General features: G+C 66.3%; 18 protein-coding genes. 7 read left to right on the top strand and 11 right to left on the bottom strand.

Features of this window, described 5'->3' with window-relative positions; genetic code table 11:
- The first annotated feature begins 60 nt into the window (after positions 1-60).
- Both ACQY5A_RS15645 and ACQY5A_RS15640 read left to right on the top strand, forming a co-directional pair.
- On the top strand, positions 61-1,806 hold the full coding sequence (locus ACQY5A_RS15645; protein ID WP_428341234.1) for an ABC transporter ATP-binding protein: 1,746 nt from the start codon (positions 61-63) through the stop codon (positions 1,804-1,806).
- A gap of 35 nt (positions 1,807-1,841) precedes the next feature.
- On the top strand, positions 1,842-3,701 hold the full coding sequence (locus ACQY5A_RS15640; protein ID WP_428341529.1) for an ABC transporter ATP-binding protein: 1,860 nt from the start codon (positions 1,842-1,844) through the stop codon (positions 3,699-3,701).
- A gap of 20 nt (positions 3,702-3,721) precedes the next feature.
- Here ACQY5A_RS15640 and ACQY5A_RS15635 read toward each other — a convergent pair whose 3' ends face one another.
- The gene (locus ACQY5A_RS15635) at positions 3,722-4,279 is read right to left on the bottom strand and encodes a hypothetical protein (RefSeq protein ID WP_428341233.1); all 558 of its coding nucleotides are present in this window, start codon (positions 4,277-4,279) and stop codon (positions 3,722-3,724) included.
- 71 nt (positions 4,280-4,350) lie between these two features.
- Complete coding sequence (locus tag ACQY5A_RS15630) at positions 4,351-5,460, bottom strand: adenylate/guanylate cyclase domain-containing protein (RefSeq protein WP_428341232.1); 1,110 nt, start codon at positions 5,458-5,460, stop codon at positions 4,351-4,353.
- A gap of 16 nt (positions 5,461-5,476) precedes the next feature.
- Here ACQY5A_RS15630 and ACQY5A_RS15625 point away from each other — a divergent pair, with 16 nt between their 5' ends.
- Positions 5,477-5,971: a DNA-deoxyinosine glycosylase gene (locus tag ACQY5A_RS15625; protein WP_428341231.1), complete on the top strand. Its 495-nt coding sequence runs from the start codon at positions 5,477-5,479 to the stop codon at positions 5,969-5,971.
- Here the strand turns inward: ACQY5A_RS15625 and ACQY5A_RS15620 are convergent.
- Positions 5,966-7,357, bottom strand: coding sequence for an amidase (locus ACQY5A_RS15620; protein ID WP_428341230.1), 1,392 nt, complete (start codon positions 7,355-7,357; stop codon positions 5,966-5,968). The genes ACQY5A_RS15625 and ACQY5A_RS15620 overlap by 6 nt on opposite strands.
- 53 nt (positions 7,358-7,410) lie before the next feature.
- Here ACQY5A_RS15620 and ACQY5A_RS15615 point away from each other — a divergent pair, with 53 nt between their 5' ends.
- Both ACQY5A_RS15615 and ACQY5A_RS15610 read left to right on the top strand, forming a co-directional pair.
- Positions 7,411-7,839: an HIT family protein gene (locus tag ACQY5A_RS15615; RefSeq protein WP_428341229.1), complete on the top strand. Its 429-nt coding sequence runs from the start codon at positions 7,411-7,413 to the stop codon at positions 7,837-7,839.
- Between the two features lie 10 nt (positions 7,840-7,849).
- On the top strand, positions 7,850-8,290 hold the full coding sequence (locus ACQY5A_RS15610) for a nitroreductase family deazaflavin-dependent oxidoreductase (protein WP_428341228.1): 441 nt from the start codon (positions 7,850-7,852) through the stop codon (positions 8,288-8,290).
- Here ACQY5A_RS15610 and ACQY5A_RS15605 read toward each other — a convergent pair.
- Together ACQY5A_RS15605 and ACQY5A_RS15600 are read right to left on the bottom strand one after the other, a co-directional pair.
- Positions 8,287-9,324, bottom strand: coding sequence for an LLM class flavin-dependent oxidoreductase (locus ACQY5A_RS15605; protein WP_428341227.1), 1,038 nt, complete (start codon positions 9,322-9,324; stop codon positions 8,287-8,289). The genes ACQY5A_RS15610 and ACQY5A_RS15605 overlap by 4 nt on opposite strands.
- A 42-nt stretch (positions 9,325-9,366) precedes the next feature.
- Entirely contained in the window at positions 9,367-10,227 is an 861-nt protein-coding gene (locus ACQY5A_RS15600) for a uracil-DNA glycosylase (RefSeq protein ID WP_428341226.1), read from the bottom strand.
- Between the two features lie 26 nt (positions 10,228-10,253).
- Between ACQY5A_RS15600 and ACQY5A_RS15595 the strand changes: the two genes are divergently transcribed.
- Positions 10,254-11,621, top strand: coding sequence for an FAD-binding oxidoreductase (locus tag ACQY5A_RS15595; RefSeq protein WP_428341225.1), 1,368 nt, complete (start codon positions 10,254-10,256; stop codon positions 11,619-11,621).
- A gap of 81 nt (positions 11,622-11,702) precedes the next feature.
- Here the strand turns inward: ACQY5A_RS15595 and ACQY5A_RS15590 are convergent, their stop codons facing one another.
- The 5 genes from ACQY5A_RS15590 to ACQY5A_RS15570 all read right to left on the bottom strand — a co-directional run bounded on the left by ACQY5A_RS15590 (position 11,703) and on the right by ACQY5A_RS15570 (position 15,550).
- On the bottom strand, positions 11,703-13,046 hold the full coding sequence (locus ACQY5A_RS15590; protein ID WP_428341224.1) for a glycosyltransferase: 1,344 nt from the start codon (positions 13,044-13,046) through the stop codon (positions 11,703-11,705).
- A 7-nt stretch (positions 13,047-13,053) separates the two neighbouring features.
- Positions 13,054-14,064: a hypothetical protein gene (locus ACQY5A_RS15585; RefSeq protein ID WP_428341223.1), complete on the bottom strand. Its 1,011-nt coding sequence runs from the start codon at positions 14,062-14,064 to the stop codon at positions 13,054-13,056.
- Positions 14,061-15,005, bottom strand: a complete 945-nt coding sequence (locus ACQY5A_RS15580) for a WcbI family polysaccharide biosynthesis putative acetyltransferase (protein ID WP_428341222.1) — start codon at positions 15,003-15,005, stop codon at positions 14,061-14,063. The genes ACQY5A_RS15585 and ACQY5A_RS15580 overlap by 4 nt, the downstream gene beginning before the upstream one ends.
- Before the next feature lie 9 nt (positions 15,006-15,014).
- Positions 15,015-15,188 (bottom strand): hypothetical protein, encoded by a 174-nt coding sequence (locus ACQY5A_RS15575; RefSeq protein WP_428341221.1) that lies wholly within the window; start codon positions 15,186-15,188, stop codon positions 15,015-15,017.
- Positions 15,189-15,250: 62 nt separating this feature from the next.
- Complete coding sequence (locus ACQY5A_RS15570; protein ID WP_428341220.1) at positions 15,251-15,550, bottom strand: GlsB/YeaQ/YmgE family stress response membrane protein; 300 nt, start codon at positions 15,548-15,550, stop codon at positions 15,251-15,253.
- Between the two features lie 89 nt (positions 15,551-15,639).
- Between ACQY5A_RS15570 and ACQY5A_RS15565 the strand changes: the two genes are divergently transcribed.
- The gene (locus ACQY5A_RS15565) at positions 15,640-15,807 is read left to right on the top strand and encodes a hypothetical protein (RefSeq protein WP_428341219.1); all 168 of its coding nucleotides are present in this window, start codon (positions 15,640-15,642) and stop codon (positions 15,805-15,807) included.
- A 135-nt stretch (positions 15,808-15,942) separates the two neighbouring features.
- On the opposite strand, the gene ACQY5A_RS15560 is transcribed toward ACQY5A_RS15565, so the two are convergent.
- A complete protein-coding gene (locus ACQY5A_RS15560) occupies positions 15,943-17,157 on the bottom strand; it encodes a cytochrome P450 (protein ID WP_428341218.1) in 1,215 nt (404 codons plus the stop codon).
- Positions 17,158-17,177: the final 20 nt, after the last annotated feature.

The raw sequence follows: 17,177 nt of genomic DNA, 5'->3' as shown, positions 1-17,177 counted from the left end.
CCTGATGCCAACCATTGCACACGCGGTGAGCAGTGCTTTCTTGTATGCCACAGTTACCAGATGCTCGTGGCACTGCTGCGCCAGTTTGTGCGGCCGTACCGATGGCCGGTCGCGGCGGTGATGGCGCTGCAATTGGTCAGCACGCTGGCCTCGCTGTATCTACCGACGGTGAACGCCACCATCATCGACGACGGCATCGCCAAGGGTGACTCCGACACCATCATCCGGCTCGGTGTGCTGATGTTCGCCGTCACCGCGCTGCAGGTGTTGTGCGCGGTGGGTGCGGTGTATTTCGGCTCCCGCGCCGGGATGGGCTTCGGCCGCGACCTCCGCTCGGCGATGTTCCACCGCGTCACCACCTTCTCCGAGCACGAGACGGCGCGATTCGGTGCGCCGACACTGCTGACCCGCACCACCAACGACGTCCGCCAAATCCAGTTCCTGGTGCAGATGGCATGCACGGTGCTGGTCGCCGCGCCGATCATGTGCGTCGGCGGAATCTTCATGGCCATCCATCAGGACACCGGGCTGTCCTGGCTGCTGGTGGTCAGCGTCCCGATACTGCTGGTGGCCAATTACTGGATCATTTCCCGCACGCTCCCGCTGTTTCGCAGCATGCAGCGGCTGATCGACAACATCAACCGGGTCATGCGCGAGCAGCTGTCCGGTGTGCGGGTGGTGCGCGCGTTCGCGCGTGAGCCCTTCGAGCGGCGGCGTTTCGACGATGCCAACGTCGCGTTGTCCAGCACCGCGCAGAGCGCCGGCAACTGGCAGGCGTTGCTGCTGCCGGTCACCACGCTGACCATCAACGGCTCCAGCGTGGCGCTGATCTGGTTCGGCGGCCTGCGCATCGACAGCGGCCAGATGCAGGTCGGTTCACTGATCGCGTTTCTGGCGTACTTTTCCCAGATCCTGATGGCCGTCGTGATGGCGACGATGACCGTAATGGTGTTGCCACGGGCCGCGGTGTGCGCCGACCGGATCACCGAGGTGCTGTCGACGACGCCCGCGGTCCGAGATCCTGACAATCCGCTGGAGCCCTCGCCCGATGCGCAGGGAGTGGTTCGGCTCGACCACGCGTCGTTCCGCTACCCCGGCGCGGATCGACCTGTGCTGCAGGATATCTCGCTGACCGCGCGGCCCGGGACCAGCACCGCGCTGATCGGCAGCACCGGTGCGGGAAAGTCGACGCTGGTGGCACTGATCTGCCGGCTGTACGACGCGTCAGAGGGAACCGTTCAGGTCGGCGGTGTCGACGTGCGCGACCGTGACGTCGAAGAGCTGTGGTCGACGATCGGGTTGGTGCCCCAGCGTGGCTACCTGTTCTCCGGAACGGTCGCGGAGAACCTGCGCTACGGCAAATCGGACGCCAATGAAGTCGAGATGTGGGAGGCGCTGCGCGTCGCGGCGGCCGATGACTTTGTGAGGGCGCACGCCGACGGCCTGCAGATGCGCGTGGCACAGGGCGGGATCAACTTTTCCGGTGGGCAGCGGCAACGATTGGCGATCGCGCGGGCGGTGATCCGGCGTCCGGCGATCTACGTGTTCGACGACGCGTTCTCCGCACTGGACGTGCACACCGACGCGCTGGTGCGGGCCAGGCTGGCCGAGATCACCCCAAATGCGACGGTAGTCCTTGTGGCGCAGCGCATCTCGACAATTATCGACGCGGACCAGGTGATCGTCATCGAGGACGGGCAGGTGCTGGGTACCGGGACGCACGAATCGCTTTTGGCAGACTCGCCGACCTACCGGGAGTTCGCCGAATCGCAATCGTTGGACGCCGAAGTGGGTGGCCCGCGGTGACCGCGCCGACGCGGCGGCGCGCCGCTCCCCCGGCCATGAAACCCAGGGACTTCGCCGGCTCGACCGTCCGCCTGGTGAAGTTGCTTGCCCCGCAACGGCTCACCGCGGTCGCGGTAACGGCGCTGAGCGTCCTAGGCACCGTCATCGGTGTCGTGGTTCCGCGGATTCTCGGCCATGCCACGGATCTGCTGTTCAACGGGGTGATCGGCCGCCGGCTACCCGCAGGCATTACCAAGGACCAAGCTGTCGCCGCGGCGCGGGCACACGGCGACAACGCCTTCGCCGACCTACTCTCCGGGATGCACGTGATTCCCGGCCACGGGGTCGACTTCGACGCGGTTTTCCGGACACTGGCGCTGGCGTTGGGCATGTATCTGGTTGCGGCGCTGATGATTTACGCGCAAGCCCGGTTGCTCAACGTGACCGTGCGACGCTCACTGCAGGCGCTGCGCACGCAGGTCGAAGACAAGCTGCACCGGCTTCCGTTGGCCTACTTCGACACTCGTCAGCGAGGCGAAGTGCTGAGCCGGGTCACCAACGACATCGACAACCTGCAGACGTCATTGTCGATGACGATCACCCAACTGTTGAGCGCGGTGTTGACGGTGGCGACGGTGCTGTTGATGATGCTGAGTATCTCGCCGCTGCTGACCGGTCTGGCCCTGTTGACAGTGCCGCTGTCGATCGTGGTCACCCGCGCCATCGCCCGACGCTCCCAGCGGCTGTTCGTCGCGCAATGGACTAATACCGGGCGGCTCAACGCCCACATCGAGGAGAGCTACAGCGGTTTCACCCTGGTTCGGACCTTCGGGCAGCGCGCCCGAATCGAGGACGAGTTTCGCCGGCGCAACGACGACATGTACGAGGCCAGCTTCGGCGCCCAGCTGATTTCGGGGATGGTGGGGCCAGCGACCACGTTCATCGGCAACCTCAGCTACGTCGCGGTCGCGGTCGTCGGCGGCGTGCAAGTCGCCACCGGGCAGATCACCGTGGGCAATATGCAGGCTTTCATCCAGTACGTGCGCCAGTTCTACGCGCCGCTGAATCAGGTGGCCTCGATGTACAACACCCTGCAGTCGGGAGTGGCCAGCGCCGAGCGGGTCTTCGAATTGCTCGATGAGCAGGAGGAATCGCCGGACCGCTCGGCGTCGCTGCCCACGCTCAGCGGCGAAACCCCATCGGGACGAGTGGAATTCGACCACGTCAGCTTCGGCTATCAGCCTGGCGTACCGGTGATCGATGACCTGTCGTTCGCCGCCGAGCCAGGCAACACGATCGCGATCGTCGGACCGACCGGGGTGGGCAAGACGACGCTGGTGAACCTGTTGATGCGGTTCTACGACGTCGCCTCCGGCCGGATCTTGATCGACGGCGTCGACATCGCCACGGTCAGCCGGCATTCGCTGCGATCGCGGATCGGGATGGTGCTCCAGGACGCCTGGCTGTTCAGTGGGACGATCGCGCAGAACATCGCCTACGGACGGCCCGATGCGAGCCACGACGAGGTGATCGACGCGGCCAGGGCCGCCTACGTCGACCGGTTCGTGCATTCGCTGCCCAGCGGCTACGACACCCAGGTCAACGACGGCGGGAGCAACATCAGCGCTGGCGAGCGGCAGCTGATCACGATTGCGCGGGCGTTCCTGGCCCGTCCGCAGTTACTCGTCCTGGACGAGGCGACCAGCTCGGTGGACACCCGCACCGAGTTGCTGATCGCCAAGGCCACTCATGAGCTGCGCCGCGACCGGACGAGTTTCATTGTCGCCCATCGCCTTTCGACGATCTGCGACGCCGACGTGATCCTGGTGATGGAAGCGGGCAAGATCGTCGAGCAGGGCAACCACGCCGAGCTGCTGGCCCGCCGCGGTGCCTACTACCGGATGACCCAGGTCTGAGTCCGACGGTGGCCCGTGCCCTAGAGCTCGGGGCCTTCGGCGCGCACGTCGTCGACCGCAGACATCGCGTCCCGCAGCTTGGCCAACCACTCGTCGGTGTGCTCGCCGACCAATTTGACCGACCAGGCCAGTGCGTCGGAACGCGACCGCGCCACCCCCGCGTCGACCAGGGTGTCGAGCACCTGACGCTCCGGCTGCTTCAACCGGGTCATCACCGGAACCGCGATGTGGGTGAACAGCACGGGCTCGCCGGCTACTTGCACACCCCAGGACACTTTGCGGGCGTAGCGGTTCTGCGCCTCGTCGGCGATGGTCATCCGCTCCGCGCGGGTCTCCTCGCGAAATCGCGAGGCCCGGCCCGAGGCGTGGGCTTCGCTTTCTTCCTCTGCCGCACCGGGCAGCGTTCCGATGACGGTGATCTCTTCGCGGTCGACGACGACGCTGGGGTCGCCGTCGAACCAGGAGTCCGGTAGACGTCCGGCGAACCAGTCCGCGGCGTCGCCCGCTTCGGGTTGGCCGGCCTGCTGCCAGCCGCCGGAGCGGCCGTAGCGGCGCCCATGTCCGTGTTGTTTATTCATGCTTACATACTTACAGCGTTACAACCGACGTCAAGACCGTTTCTCTCCCCGCGAACAACGGGACCGAGCGATTAGCTGTCGCCGCGTCGGGCGCGATACAGCTTCACCTCGTCCTTGATGCCTTTGAGGCGTCGCGCGCCGGCGAACGACCAGCTGAAACCCGCTTGGTCACCGAGCTCCTCGTACACCGAGTCGGCGGCCAGCACCGTCCCCGGCCGCGCCACCGCAGTCACCCGGCTCGCGGTGTTCACCGGGCTGCCGAACCAGTCCCCCGCCCGGCTGACGGCCGAACCCGAGGCGATACCCGCCCGCAGCCGGGGGAAGTCGTCATCGCCGTCGATGATGTCGACGAGTTTGAGCACGGCGTCCAGCAGCGGCGCGGGTTCGGTGCAGACGAACATCGCCGCGTCGCCGATCGTCTTGATGAACCGCACCGGTGGGGTCGCGACGTCCCGGGCCAGGTCGGCAAGCCGATTGGCCAGCTGGCTGAGCTCCTCAGGCGGTACCTCTTCACCCAGCTGAGTGAAGCCGACCAGGTCGGCGAACGCGGCGGTGATGTGCCGGGCACCGGGTAGCGGCGCGCCCGCGGCCCGTTCGCTGGCGTTGACGGCCTCGGTCTCCATCATGTGCCGTAGTTGCATGAACAGCATGTCCTTGATCATGGGACCGAGCAGCGGCGCGATACGGGACACCAGAGCGTGCGACGCCTGCGCGGTGTGCAGTTCGGTGGCGCCGGGCTGCAGGATGGTCGACAACGCGGTATACCGCATCACCTCCGCCGCGTGCGAAAGCCCTTCGGCGAGAACGCGAACCACCTGCACCACCTGGTCGGGTTGGATGCCTAGGTCAAGGAACTCTTTCGCGTGCGTAGCGGCTGCGACGTCGGCGCGCAGATGCACAGCGGCGTCGGGATCCTCGACCCGCACCAATCCGATGGCCCGTTGAACGCGCTGCAGCAATTCCAAGTCGAGACCGGTTGCTTCGCTGATTTCCCGCGTCGAGACGTAGTCGCCGTCGTCACCGATCAGGCGGCGGGATCCCACCAGCATCGGAACCGGGGATGCGCGAATCTCCTCGACGGTGATGCCCTGCTTCAAGAGCCACTCGATCAACTCGGCGCGCTCGGCGCGGGCGTTACCTTCCAAGCCGTCGAGCAGCTTGTCGACTTCGGGTTCATCCACGTGGTCAAGTTATCCGATGGCCACGCCGCTGCTCCAGGGGTTCCTGCCCGTCGTCGACGACACCGCGGGGTTGCTGATTCTGGGATCGTTTCCCAGCGTCTTGTCATTGGCGAGCGGTCAGTACTACGGCAACCCGCGAAACGCGTTCTGGCCGATCACCGGTGCGCTCTTCGGCTTCGACGCGGCGGCCCCGTACGAAACCCGTTTGGCCGCATTGCGATCAGCCGGTGTCGCACTGTGGGATGTGCTGCACATGTGCCGGCGTGCCGGTAGCGCAGACGCCAAAATCGATCCGAAGCGTTTGGTGGCCAACGATTTTCAGCAGCTGTTCGCCGCGTACCCGTCGATCACGCGGGTGTGTTTCAACGGCAGCGCCGCTCAACAGCTCTTCAACCGACTGGTCGAGGTCGATGCGGACGTCGACTACCGGCTATTGCCGTCGACCAGCCCGGCGCGTGCCATGCCAGCCGGCCAGAAACTGCAGGCCTGGCGGGTTATTGCACCGTCATGACACCGGCGGGCGGCGCTGCGCCCACGGGCGGGCGGCCTCGATCTGGGCGCCCAGCGAAAGCAGTGTCGCCTCGTCGTTCGGGCGGCCGACCAGTTGGATTGACAGCGGAATGCCGTTGGCGTCGAGCCCCCACGGCACGGCCGCGGCCGGCTGGCCGGTGAGATTCCAGATCTCGAAGAAGGGCACCCGCTGGGATACCGCCAGCAGGCTGGCGATGCCGCCGAGGCGTTGGTAGGCGCCGATGCGCGACGGCCCGGTGGCGTTGCCGGGGGTGATCACGACGTCGACGTCGTGGAAGATCGACTGGATCCGTTCGGCCAGAGCGGATTCGGCCGCGCGTATTTTCGCCATCCGACTGTCGGTGATCAGCGACCCGATGCGCGCCATGTTTCGGGTCCGCTTCTCGAGTCGGTCTTGATGTGGCATCACCCGCACGTCGTTGTAGATCCCGCGGAAAAAGCGGGGCAGGAAGTTGCCGTAGATGGCCGCCGGCGGGTAGTCCGGGTCGCGGACCACGACGTCGTGCCCGAGGTCGCGCAGGAGCGCCCCCGCCACATCGACGGCGGCTCGCTGCTCCCTGCCGATGCGGGCCATCAGTGGCGGCGGAACCTTGGTGCTCAACGCAATTCGCAGCCGGCCCGGGCTCTTGGCTGCGGCAGCGACGAAGCCGCCGTCGGGAGCGGGCGTCGTGGTCGTCGCGTCTAGGAACAGTGCGGCGTCTTCGACCGTCCGTGCGAGCGGACCGTTCACGCTCAGCCCGCACCAGGCGTCGTCGTGCGGCGCCAGGGAGACCCGGTCGCGTTGCGGCTTGATCCCGAACAGCCCGCACCAGCCCGACGGGATGCGGATCGAGCCGCCACCGTCGGAGCCCAGCGCCAGCGGTGCCAGCCCGGCGGCCACCGCGGCCCCACTGCCGCCACTGCTGCCCCCCGGCGACAGCGCGGTGTCCCACGGATTGCGCGTCACCCCGAACGTCAGCGATTCGGTGAACGGGAAGATCATCAGTTCCGGCACACTGGTTTTGCCGATGATCACCGCGCCCACCGCACGCAGCGCGCGGACCACCTCCGAGTCACGGCCAGCGGGCGTCGAGACCCCGCTGCTGCCGCAGGCCGTGAGTTCGCCGGCCACATCGTTGTCGTCTTTGATCGCGATCGGAACGCCCAGCAGCGGCAGCCGCTCGCCCGCGTCGAGGCGGCGCTGGGCGGCCAGGGCTTCCTGTCGTGCGGTCTCGGCCAGCACCACCCGATAGCTCCGCAGCTGCGGGTCCAGCCGCGCGATCCGGTCCAGGTAGATCTCCAGGAGCGTCGGCGCGGTGATGGTGGCCGCGGCCAGCATCCGCGCCTGCTCGGCAGCTCCCGCGAAGGCCAGCTCTGCTACGTCCACGTCGAGGCAGACTACTCACTCGGGCGGCTCAGCGTACCGCTACCGTGACGTCCATGTCCTGTGTGTTCTGCGCGATCGTCGCCGGCCAGGCCCCGGCCATCCGGATCTACGAAGACGACGACTATCTGGCCTTCCTCGACCTCCGTCCATTCACCCGCGGCCACACCCTGGTGGTGCCCAAACAGCATTCGGTGGACCTGACCGATACCCCGCCGGAGACGCTGGCCGGGATGGCGACCATCGGACAACGGATCGCCAAGGCGGCGCGTGCGACCGAGCTGGCTAACGCCACCAACATCGGGATCAACGACGGTCAGGCCGCTTTCCAGACGGTCTTCCACATCCACCTGCATGTGCTGCCGCGGCGCGACGGCGACAAACTGTCCGTCGCCAAGGGGCTGTTACTCCGTCGCGACCCCGACCGCGAGTCGACCGGCCGGATTCTGCGGGAAGCGCTGGCGGAGATCGACGCGAGCGGTTGATACTGGTCGCATGGCCCTTCCGCTCGAACAGACACTGCTTCCGCACATCATCCGGGTCCACGACCTCGTCTACCAGAAGACCAACGGTTGGATCGGGCATCGCCTGCTTGGCATCCCCAGCCTGCTGCTGCACACCGTCGGCGCGAAGACCGGCCAAGCCCGGACCGCGTCGCTGACCTATGCCCGTGACGGCGACGACTACCTGATCGTCGCGTCGAAAGGTGGAGATCCCAAGGCGCCCGGTTGGTACCACAACCTGAAGGCCAACCCGATGGTCGAAATCAACGTCGGGCCAAAGCGTTTTCGCGTCACCGCGAGCCCGGTGCTGCCCGAAGACGCGGACTACGCGCGGCTGTGGCAGATCGTCAACCAGAACAACAGCAACCGCTACGAGGCATATCAAGAGAAGACGTCGCGACCGATCCCGGTCGTGCGGCTGACTCCCGCCTAGAAGAGCTCTTTGGCGAGGAGTTCCAGCGTCGTCTCGCGCGCGGGGGCGGTCGCGGGATCGGTCCCGCGGTGCGCCGATGCGACCGGATGCACCATCACCTCGTCGACGCCGAAACTCTCGGCCAGCGCGTTCAATTGGTCCGCGGCCTCGGCGGGCGACCCGACGACCGCTCGCTGCAGTCCGCCGTCGACGATGTGCTGCTGTTGCGGCGTGAGTTCGGCGGAGCGGATGTCCTCGACAAGTTCCACCGGCCCCAACGGTTGACCGGTGCGCAGCCGGGCCATCATGTGCAGGTTCGGCATCATCAAAGCCGTTGCCTCGTCGCGGGTTTCGGCCACCGCGGCGTTGACGGTCAAGAAGGTCACCGGTTCGGCGGCCAGCTCGCTGGGCACAAACTGCGACCGGTAGAGCTCCAACGCCTCCCCGGTGCCCTGACCGGAGAAATGGTGGGCGAACACGTACGGCAAGCCCTTGGCAGCGGCCAACTGTGCGGAGTACATCGACGATCCGAGCAGCCACAGCCGCGGCTCACCGGCCGCGGCGGGGGTGGCCTTGAGGACGTAGTCGCCGTCGCGCAGCTGCACCGGCACACCCTGGGAGCTCATCATCGCGCGCACGTGGTCGAGGTACTGCGGGAACTGGTCGATGTCGCGATCGTCGCGGCCGGCGGCGCCGCGCAGCATGTACGAGGTCACCGGATCGGAGCCGGGGGCCCGGCCGATGCCGAGGTCGATGCGGCCCGGGGCCGCCGCTTCCAGCAGCGCGAACTGCTCGGCCACCGCCAGCGGCGCATGGTTGGGCAGCATCACGCCGCCGGAGCCCAGCCGCAGCTGGGTGGTCTGCGCCGCCAGAAAGGCGATCACGACCGGCGGGCTGGTGGCGGCGACCGAGGGCATGTTGTGGTGTTCGGCCACCCAGTAGCGGGTGAAGCCCAGCCGGTCGGCGGTCTGCGCCAGGCGAACGGTGGCCTGGAGGGCATCCGCTGTGGTCTGGTCGGTGCGGACGGGAACAAGATCGAGGACAGAAAGCCGCATGAGGAGGTCAACGCCTCCCGTCTGCCGTTCGTTCCCCACTAGTCATCGGACACCCGCTATCTCTTTCGCCGTCGCGAAGATGCCGTCCAGCATCACCGTGGTCAGCTTGCCGGTGAAGGTGTTCTGCTGGCTGGGGTGGTAGCAGCCCAGCAGCTGCACGTCGCCGTGGGCGGCACGCACGGTCGCGGTGGCGGCGTGACCGAACTTGGGTTGCGGACGGGGTACCTCGCCACCGGCGGTGCGGATCATGTCGAGCGCGGCGCGCCAGCCGAATGCGCCCAGCGCCACGATCACTCGGGTGTCAGCACCGACCAGCCGCCACTCGGCGTCCAGCCACGGCGCGCACGTCGACCGTTCGGCCGGGGTCGGTGCATTCGCCGGCGGCGCACACCGCACCGCGGCCACCACGCGAACGTCATTGAGCTGCAAGCCATCCGCGGCATCGACGGCGATCGGCGAGTTCGCCAGGCCCGCTCGGTGCAATGCCGCATACAAGAAATCGCCGGAACGGTCACCGGTGAAAACCCGGCCCGTCCGGTTGGCGCCGTTAGCGGCAGGCGCCAAACCGACAACGATGATCCGCGGCCTCACATCGCCCCAACCCGGAACCGGCCGGCCCCAATACGGCTGATCGGCGAACGACCGTCGCTTGGTCAGTGCGGACTGCTCGCGCCACTCCACCAACCGCGGGCAGGCCCGGCACACCGATAGCTCGGCGTCGAGCTGCTGGAGCGACCTTGCGGCGTTGGCCATCGCCTCGACCTGCGCCGGACCGGACGCCACAGCCGTCTGAGCCGTCGCGGGATCGCCGGGCCACCCGGTCCCCGGCGGCACCGGAGACTCGAACAACACACCGGTGCGCGGGTGGACGAAGTTCACAGCTCCACTGTGTACCAGCGCCATGAAACGGTATCCGTAGGATCGCTTCCATGGCCGCTGTTGCGCTGGCCGGCCTCGTCGCCGAGCTACCCGAGGGAATGGTCGTCACCGACCCGGCGATCACCGAGGGATACCGCCAGGACCGCGCATTGGATCCGTCGGCGGGCAAGCCGTTGGCCGTGGTCCGCGCACAGCGAACCGAAGACGTGCAGACCGTGCTTCGGTGGGCGACCGCAAACCAGATCCCGGTAGTGACCCGCGGGATGGGCACCGGTCTGTCTGGCGGCGCCACCGCGATCGACGGCGGAATCGTGTTGTCGACGGAGAAGATGCGCGACATCGTCGTCGACCCGGTCACCCGCACCGCGGTGTGTCAGCCCGGTTTGCTCAACGCCGAGGTGAAGAAGACTGTCGCCGAGTACGGCCTGTGGTACCCGCCCGACCCGTCGTCATATGAGATCTGCAGCATCGGCGGCAACATCGCGACCAACGCCGGCGGATTGTGCTGCGTGAAGTACGGCGTGACCACCGACTACGTGCTCGGTGTGCAGGTTGTGCTGGCCGACGGCACGGCGGTCCGGCTCGGTGGGCCCCGTTTGAAAGACGTTGCCGGGCTGAGCCTGACCAAGTTGTTCGTCGGCAGCGAGGGTGCCCTGGGCGTGATCACCGAGGTGACGCTGCGGCTGGTGCCTGCCCAGCAGCCGTTAGCCACAGTGGTCGCCTATTTCGCGTCGGTGGAGGCTGCCGCGCAAGCCGTGCTGGGGGTCACGTCACGGCTGCGCCCGGCGATGCTGGAGTTCATGGACTCGGCGACCATCAACGCCGTCGAAGACAAGCTGCGGATGGGCCTAGACCGCGGGGCGGGCGCGATGCTGGTCGCCGCATCCGACGAACGCGGGCAGTCTGGCAGCGACGACGCCGAGGTCATGGCCGCGATTTTCACCGAATACGGTGCGACGGAAGTCTTTTTAACCGACGATCCGGATGAGAGCGAGGCGTTTATCGCCGCCCGCCGGTTCGCCATCCCCGCCGTCGAGGAAAAGGGACCGTTGCTGCTCGAGGATGTCGGCGTGCCGGTGCCCGAGTTGGCGCATCTGGTCTGCGGGATCGCTGCTATCGCCGCGAAGCACGACCTGATGATCGCGGTGATCGCGCATGCCGGCGACGGCAACACCCACCCGCTGATCGTCCACGATCCCAACGACGTTTCTGAGGTCGAGCGGGCCAACCTGGCCTACGGCGAGATCATGGACCTCGCCATCGAGTTGGGCGGCACGATCACCGGCGAGCACGGTGTCGGTCGGCTGAAGCGGCCCTGGCTCGACGGCTACCTCGGGCCCGAGGCGATGGCCTTGAACCGTCGCATCAAGGACGCGCTGGACCCGCAGGGCATCCTGAACCCCGGCGCCGGGGTTTAATTACCTGCCGAGTGAGAGCCTCCCGCCGCGTTAGCGGCGACAAAGCCTCACCGTGCTACACGACCGCGTCAGGCTGAACGTTCAACAAGGGTGATCGAGGTCGACTTCGCGCACCTGGCCCGGTATGTCGACCGTGGTGCTGATGCGCGAGACGTCGCCTGGGATCGCCACCCGGGTGTCGCCGGTGCTCCACCGTGCCCTGCGGTGCATTGCCCACGATGCCGAACACGTCACGCTGACGCTACCAGCGCGGGCGGTCACCGTTCCGGTCCCTTGTTCGCCGCACCGCGCAATAAGTTGGTCGACCACTGAGCGAGGCAGAACCGCCCTCCCGACGGCGGTGACAACATAGCGGCAGCGCCGTAACACCGCGTCCGGGATCGTCCCGGCGTGGATGCGCGGGTCCTGCAGTCCGGCTTTGTCAAGCAATGCCCGTCCGCGGGCGCCGTGCAACCACACCCCGATGTCAAGGTGAAGGAAGCAGCCGAGAAAAGCGACCAGCGACCCCGGGCCGTGCACGTCGGCGTCGACGGCAACAGCCACCTCCGGAATCTGGTAGATCAATCCGGGGATGCGTGCCTCAGGACCAGGCACCACACGCGCCACCGCCAACGCTTCGAGGTTTTTGACGCGCGCCCGGTCGATGATGGTGCGGCCGGCCCAGTCGGGTCCGTTATGCCAGGCCACCGCGCCGCGCGCATGCGCAAGAACCGCCCCGCTGATCATCGCGCGGTGAGCGAATTCCCAGTCCTCACCGCCATACTGGCGAAAAGCTTCGTCGAAGCCACCGACATAATCGAAAAGCTCAGCGCTGCAGCACATTACCGAACTGATGATGTAGCGGTAGCTGTCGGCGCTGATGCGCAGAAGGTCGGCGCTGCGCGCGTAGGTCTCGCTGAGCCAGCGCGGCTCGTCGAACTCGGACGGCGCCTCCCCGGCGAGCCACCATCGCCGCAGGTGTTGGGGAGTCCATTCGGCGAAATCAGCGTGACGCCGCCGACCGACGACCAGCGCATCCGGGCACACTGAGGGCAGCGCCACAATGCGCCGAATGTAATCGCGCTGGGGAATGGTGTCGGCGTCCAGGAAGCACAAAACCTCGGCTTCAGCACGGGCGGCTCCCAAATTGCGCGCGGCGGCTGCACGGAATCCGCAATCTTCTTGTCGCACAACGGTGGTCGAGACCCGCATCGCGGGTATGGTCGGAGGCTGGGCCGAGCCGTCGTCGGCGATGACGATGTTGAGCAGCTCGGCCGGATAATCCTGGGCGTCAAGCGCGGTCAGCACCAGATCTAACTCGTGCTGCTGGTTGTAGTACGGAATGACAACGGCGACCGAGACCGGCCGGCCCGGGATGTTCACGAGGAGATCCCAGCGATTGCCGGGGACCGTGAACCGTCCTTCGCTGAGGGGGATAGCCGTCACCACCGCACTACCCGAACAATTCGGCATAGGCAGCGGCCGCCTCAGATGGACTCGGGTGCAGCGGCACGTCGGCTGGCAGCCAGGTAGAGGCTGAATCGCGCAAGGCGCGACGGATGGCAGTGCAAAGACCGGCTAAATTGTCAGCAAATACGTTCAGACTGCCAGGGTTTCGTCGCTCGAATTCGGCGGCGTAACGGGTGTGGGGCACCAACGGCCTGCGTCCGGCGCTGAGCCAGGTGTTCAGGGAGCCCGATGCGGATATGTGACGGTGCGCTGCCACCGGCACAGTGACCCCGCGCAGCACGGGCAACAGCTCTTCGCCGGCAACGTAGCCGGTGACCCGGAACGGTGTGTTCAACTCTGCGGCGGCGCGGCGCAGATCGAATACGAGGCCCTCATGGCCGGGCGAGGAGGCGCCGATGGCAAGAACCTGAAGATCGGCTGGTAGTCCCTTAGTGGCCGCGATGATCTCCTCGTAACCCTTGCCCGGGTAGATAAAGCCAAACACACCTAGCGTCCGCGGGAGATGACTGAGCGGAACCGCGCAGCGCTTGGGAGGATCTATGGGTAATGGAATGACACTCACACCGGGGATCCCAATTCCGTTCTCTTGCATCAGTTCACGTTCGTGCTCGCTGCTGACGGCGATGTAATCGCAAAGTGAACACACCCTCCGGTACGCCTGAATGCGTGAATTGTAGTGCGCGCCATCCGACGACTGAGGCAGGTCGTGCAGCGTGACCGACAACATCGACCCGTTGGCGCGCACTGTGCGCGCGAGCACGCTGAATGCGGACGCCGCGGCGGCGGGGGTCGAACCGAACAGTCGGTCGGTGAAATGCGTATGCACTAACCCGCTTTCGGAACCTGGATCTGAAATCAGGTCGGTAACTGAAGGGAACCATAGCAATTCGCTGCTACAGCGTTGCAGCTGCAACGCGGCGTGCAGCGCGAAACCAAATTGCACGACGCCGTGCCGGCGCGGGCCGACAATTTTGTGTGTGACTCGCTGCGTCACCGTGTCGCGCCTAATAAGCCCAACGTGCGCATGGTCTCATAATGGCGGCGCACGGTCAGTTCGATGAAGTCCGGGTTCCGCTGATACCAGGTCAACTGCGTGGTGTGCACATGCTGAGGGTCGAGTTCAGCTCCTTCTAGGCGCCATCGGGGGCGCGGCGTCGCGTCGATGCCGAGCGCGCTGAGAACCCGCGTTTCCAGCGGCGCCCACACTGAGCCCAGGAGCGGAGCAACGAGGGGCGGCACCGCCGCGGACACGTCGCGGGCGTTGAGCACTCGCCGCGCCAACTCGCTCAGCACCGAGTTTCCGGGATGGTTGATGGTGTGAGCGGCGTCGGCGCCGTACGTCATCAGTACGTCGGAGATTGCGACGTCGGTGTCGCGCTCGCGGCGTGCGAGTTCCTTGACGCTTGCGGCGGCGACAGCCCGAACCTGGCCGGCGGCGACGTCGACGTCCCAGGGGTCGCTTGCCGGGCGTCGTGCGCGGGCCGAGGCGACCGTTCTCAGATCGTGATAGGGCACACCCGGGGGCGTGATCGATCGGTCGGCGGGGTGGCGTGCCAGTGCGTGAAACGGGTACAGGCCGGCGTAACGGATCACCGGCCATCGCAGCACCGCAGCGCCGCGCGGAAGATGCTCGAGCAAATCGGGTGCGCCGATTGGCATATCGCGGTATCGAGCCCGCACCGGTTGCGTCAAAAGCACGGTGGTGCGAGCCAACAACGCCTCGACGAAGGGCATGTCCGTGTGTTGCAGCTCGAAGACCGGCGGAACTCGAGCGGTGCGGTACGGCCGACCGGGTACCGCATCGAGTACCCGGCGCAGTGCTTCGGCTTGGCAATTTCCCCAGACCAGCCACAATGGACGGTCGTCAGGCGGCGGGGTGCCCGGGGGCCGGTAGAAATCGCAGTAGTGCCGAATACGACCGGGATCAGGGTCCACGTCGCGAGCCTAGTTGTCGGCGATCCCCTGCCGCGGCGATCCTAGTTGGACGCCCGCAGCCTCTTGCCGAGAGGCGCCCAGCTGCAGCGGTGCCTCGGTCAGGGCGACGACTTTTGGCTGATGCCAGCCGTAGCAGCAGACCCGGGCCGGGACGCTCGCCTGGGCCGAAACGGGCAACTGCATCCAATTTGATTCCGTGGCGCGGCACCGTCGTGCGGCAGCGTCGCGGGTCGACGCTCTGACGTTCAGGTCCGCCGGATTACCCGCACCAGACCGAGCAGAATGACCGCTCCGATGACGGCGGTGAACAGGGTGAACCACCATCCGCCGCTGGCGGTGTCGACGACGAAGCTGAGTAGAAACCCGCCGATGAGCGCACCGACAACACCGATGACGATGTCAAGCAGCAGTCCTTCGCGGGTTTTCATGATCAGTGAGGCGATCCAGCCGGCGATAGCGCCGATAACGATGTAGCCGATCCAGCCGACGCTGGTCACGGTGGTGGAGCGGGCCAGTAATTCGGCTGCGGCCATGGTGCTGGTCATTTGGGTTCTCCTCGATGGGGGCTCGAATCTCGACTGATGACCGTATGGAACACCCTTTCGGGGGTGCTTTACTACACCCCTGCGGGGGTATGGCCCGCGCGCCGTCGCCGATTACGGTGGCGATCGTCGACGACTATCGCGAACGGGTCGTGGTCGCTGAGCTCGACGCCAGCACCGGTGTGACGGACCCTGTCGACATCGCGTTGTACGACTCGTTCGCCTACCTGATTTCAACGAGCGAGAGATCACCACGCTGATCAACAACCCGCGCGCCCACCGCGTCGTCGTGCACACCTGGAAGTTTCATCCCGACCTGCTCGCCAGCACCTGCCAGCACGGCGCTCACGGTTACCTGTCGACGACCTTGCAGCACGGTGGTTCTGGGAGCACGCTCACCCCGTGGCGGTCGGGGTGAACCGGACCGGCATGGTGTGCAGACCATTCATCGTGGTGGACGCTGTCCGCTCGGGCGGACCCGCGAGCTCCAGATTCTCCATCCGGGCCAGGACTTCCCGCAGCAGCGCGGTGGCCTCCACTCGGGCCAGGTTCGCGCCGAGGCAGAAATGTGTGCCGCCGCCGCCAAACCCCAAGTGCGGGTTAGGTGTTCGCCTCATATCGAAGCGGTCGGGTTCAGCGAACCGGGAATCGTCACGGTTGCCCGACGGATAGAACATCGCCACTCGCTCACCCCTGCGTATCGAAACCCCGTGCAATTCGGCGTCTTTGGTTGCGAGGCGCGCAAACGTATTGACGGGGGTGACGTAGCGCAGTAGCTCCTCTACTGCGGTCGCCAACATCGATGGTTCCGCGGCCAGCATCGCCAGGTCCTCCGGATGGTCCATCAGCACGCACATGCCGCCCGCGACGAGGTTGCGGGTGGTGTCGCCACCGGCATTGATCAGCAACAGCACGAAGTAGTTGAACTCAACATCGGTCAAGCGTTGGCCGTCGACCTCGGCCTGCAGCAGTGACGTGGCAATGTCGTCGCCTGGTTGCTCGCGCTTGCAGGCGGCGAGTTCGCCAGCGTAGGCGAACATTTCCATCGCCGCATTCAACACATCCGGATCGGTTGCCGATCCCCGATTCATTCGTTCGATCAGCGCGTAGAGCCGCCGACCATCCTCCAATGGAGTACCCAGCATTTCGGCGATGACGTGGGCGGGTAGGGCCCCTGCGACATCGTTGGCGAAGTCGCAATGCCCCCGCTCGATGACGCTATCGACCACGTCGCGGGCCATGTCGGCGATGCGTTCATGGAGTGTGGTGACCTGCCGAGGCGTGAATCCGCGGCTGATCAGGGCGCGTAGCGTCGTGTGTCGCGGAGGATCCATCGTGAGCATCAAGACGCCGCGGGAATCCACCCCTCCATCGCCTGGGGCTTCCAGAGTCACCCCGCCGACCTCAGATGACCAGGTCGTGCTGTCGCGCGATACTTCGTGAATCTCGTCGTAGCCGGTGAGGGCGTAAAATCCCGGCCCCTGTTGGCCTGGATGCCACACGACTGGGGCCTGCTCTCGGAGCCTGCGGAACGCTTCGTGCGGGACACCCGCGCGGTAGGTCTGCGGATCACTGAGATCGACGCCACCGATATCGATTGCGTTCGCCATCACGCCTCCGGGCGGTGTCG

The organism is Mycobacterium sp., assembly GCF_965277065.1.
Classification (GTDB): Bacteria; Actinomycetota; Actinomycetes; order Mycobacteriales; family Mycobacteriaceae; genus Mycobacterium.
This window is presented reverse-complemented; position numbering and strand designations above follow the sequence as displayed.

Excerpts from the sequence above, each read along its gene's own strand:
- ACQY5A_RS15565 (WP_428341219.1), top strand. The coding sequence starts at position 15,640 with ATGGCCCGCGCGCCGTCGCCGATTACGGTGGCGATCGTCGACGACTAT.
- ACQY5A_RS15635 (WP_428341233.1), bottom strand. The coding sequence starts at position 4,279 with ATGAATAAACAACACGGACATGGGCGCCGCTACGGCCGCTCCGGCGGC.
- ACQY5A_RS15645 (WP_428341234.1), top strand. The coding sequence starts at position 61 with ATGCTCGTGGCACTGCTGCGCCAGTTTGTGCGGCCGTACCGATGGCCG.
- ACQY5A_RS15625 (WP_428341231.1), top strand. The coding sequence starts at position 5,477 with ATGGCCACGCCGCTGCTCCAGGGGTTCCTGCCCGTCGTCGACGACACC.
- ACQY5A_RS15640 (WP_428341529.1), top strand. The coding sequence starts at position 1,842 with ATGAAACCCAGGGACTTCGCCGGCTCGACCGTCCGCCTGGTGAAGTTG.
- ACQY5A_RS15575 (WP_428341221.1), bottom strand. The coding sequence starts at position 15,188 with ATGCAGTTGCCCGTTTCGGCCCAGGCGAGCGTCCCGGCCCGGGTCTGC.
- ACQY5A_RS15600 (WP_428341226.1), bottom strand. The coding sequence starts at position 10,227 with ATGGCGCTGGTACACAGTGGAGCTGTGAACTTCGTCCACCCGCGCACC.
- ACQY5A_RS15595 (WP_428341225.1), top strand. The coding sequence starts at position 10,254 with ATGGCCGCTGTTGCGCTGGCCGGCCTCGTCGCCGAGCTACCCGAGGGA.
- ACQY5A_RS15570 (WP_428341220.1), bottom strand. The coding sequence starts at position 15,550 with ATGACCAGCACCATGGCCGCAGCCGAATTACTGGCCCGCTCCACCACC.
- ACQY5A_RS15605 (WP_428341227.1), bottom strand. The coding sequence starts at position 9,324 with ATGCGGCTTTCTGTCCTCGATCTTGTTCCCGTCCGCACCGACCAGACC.
- ACQY5A_RS15615 (WP_428341229.1), top strand. The coding sequence starts at position 7,411 with ATGTCCTGTGTGTTCTGCGCGATCGTCGCCGGCCAGGCCCCGGCCATC.
- ACQY5A_RS15560 (WP_428341218.1), bottom strand. The coding sequence starts at position 17,157 with ATGGCGAACGCAATCGATATCGGTGGCGTCGATCTCAGTGATCCGCAG.
- ACQY5A_RS15610 (WP_428341228.1), top strand. The coding sequence starts at position 7,850 with ATGGCCCTTCCGCTCGAACAGACACTGCTTCCGCACATCATCCGGGTC.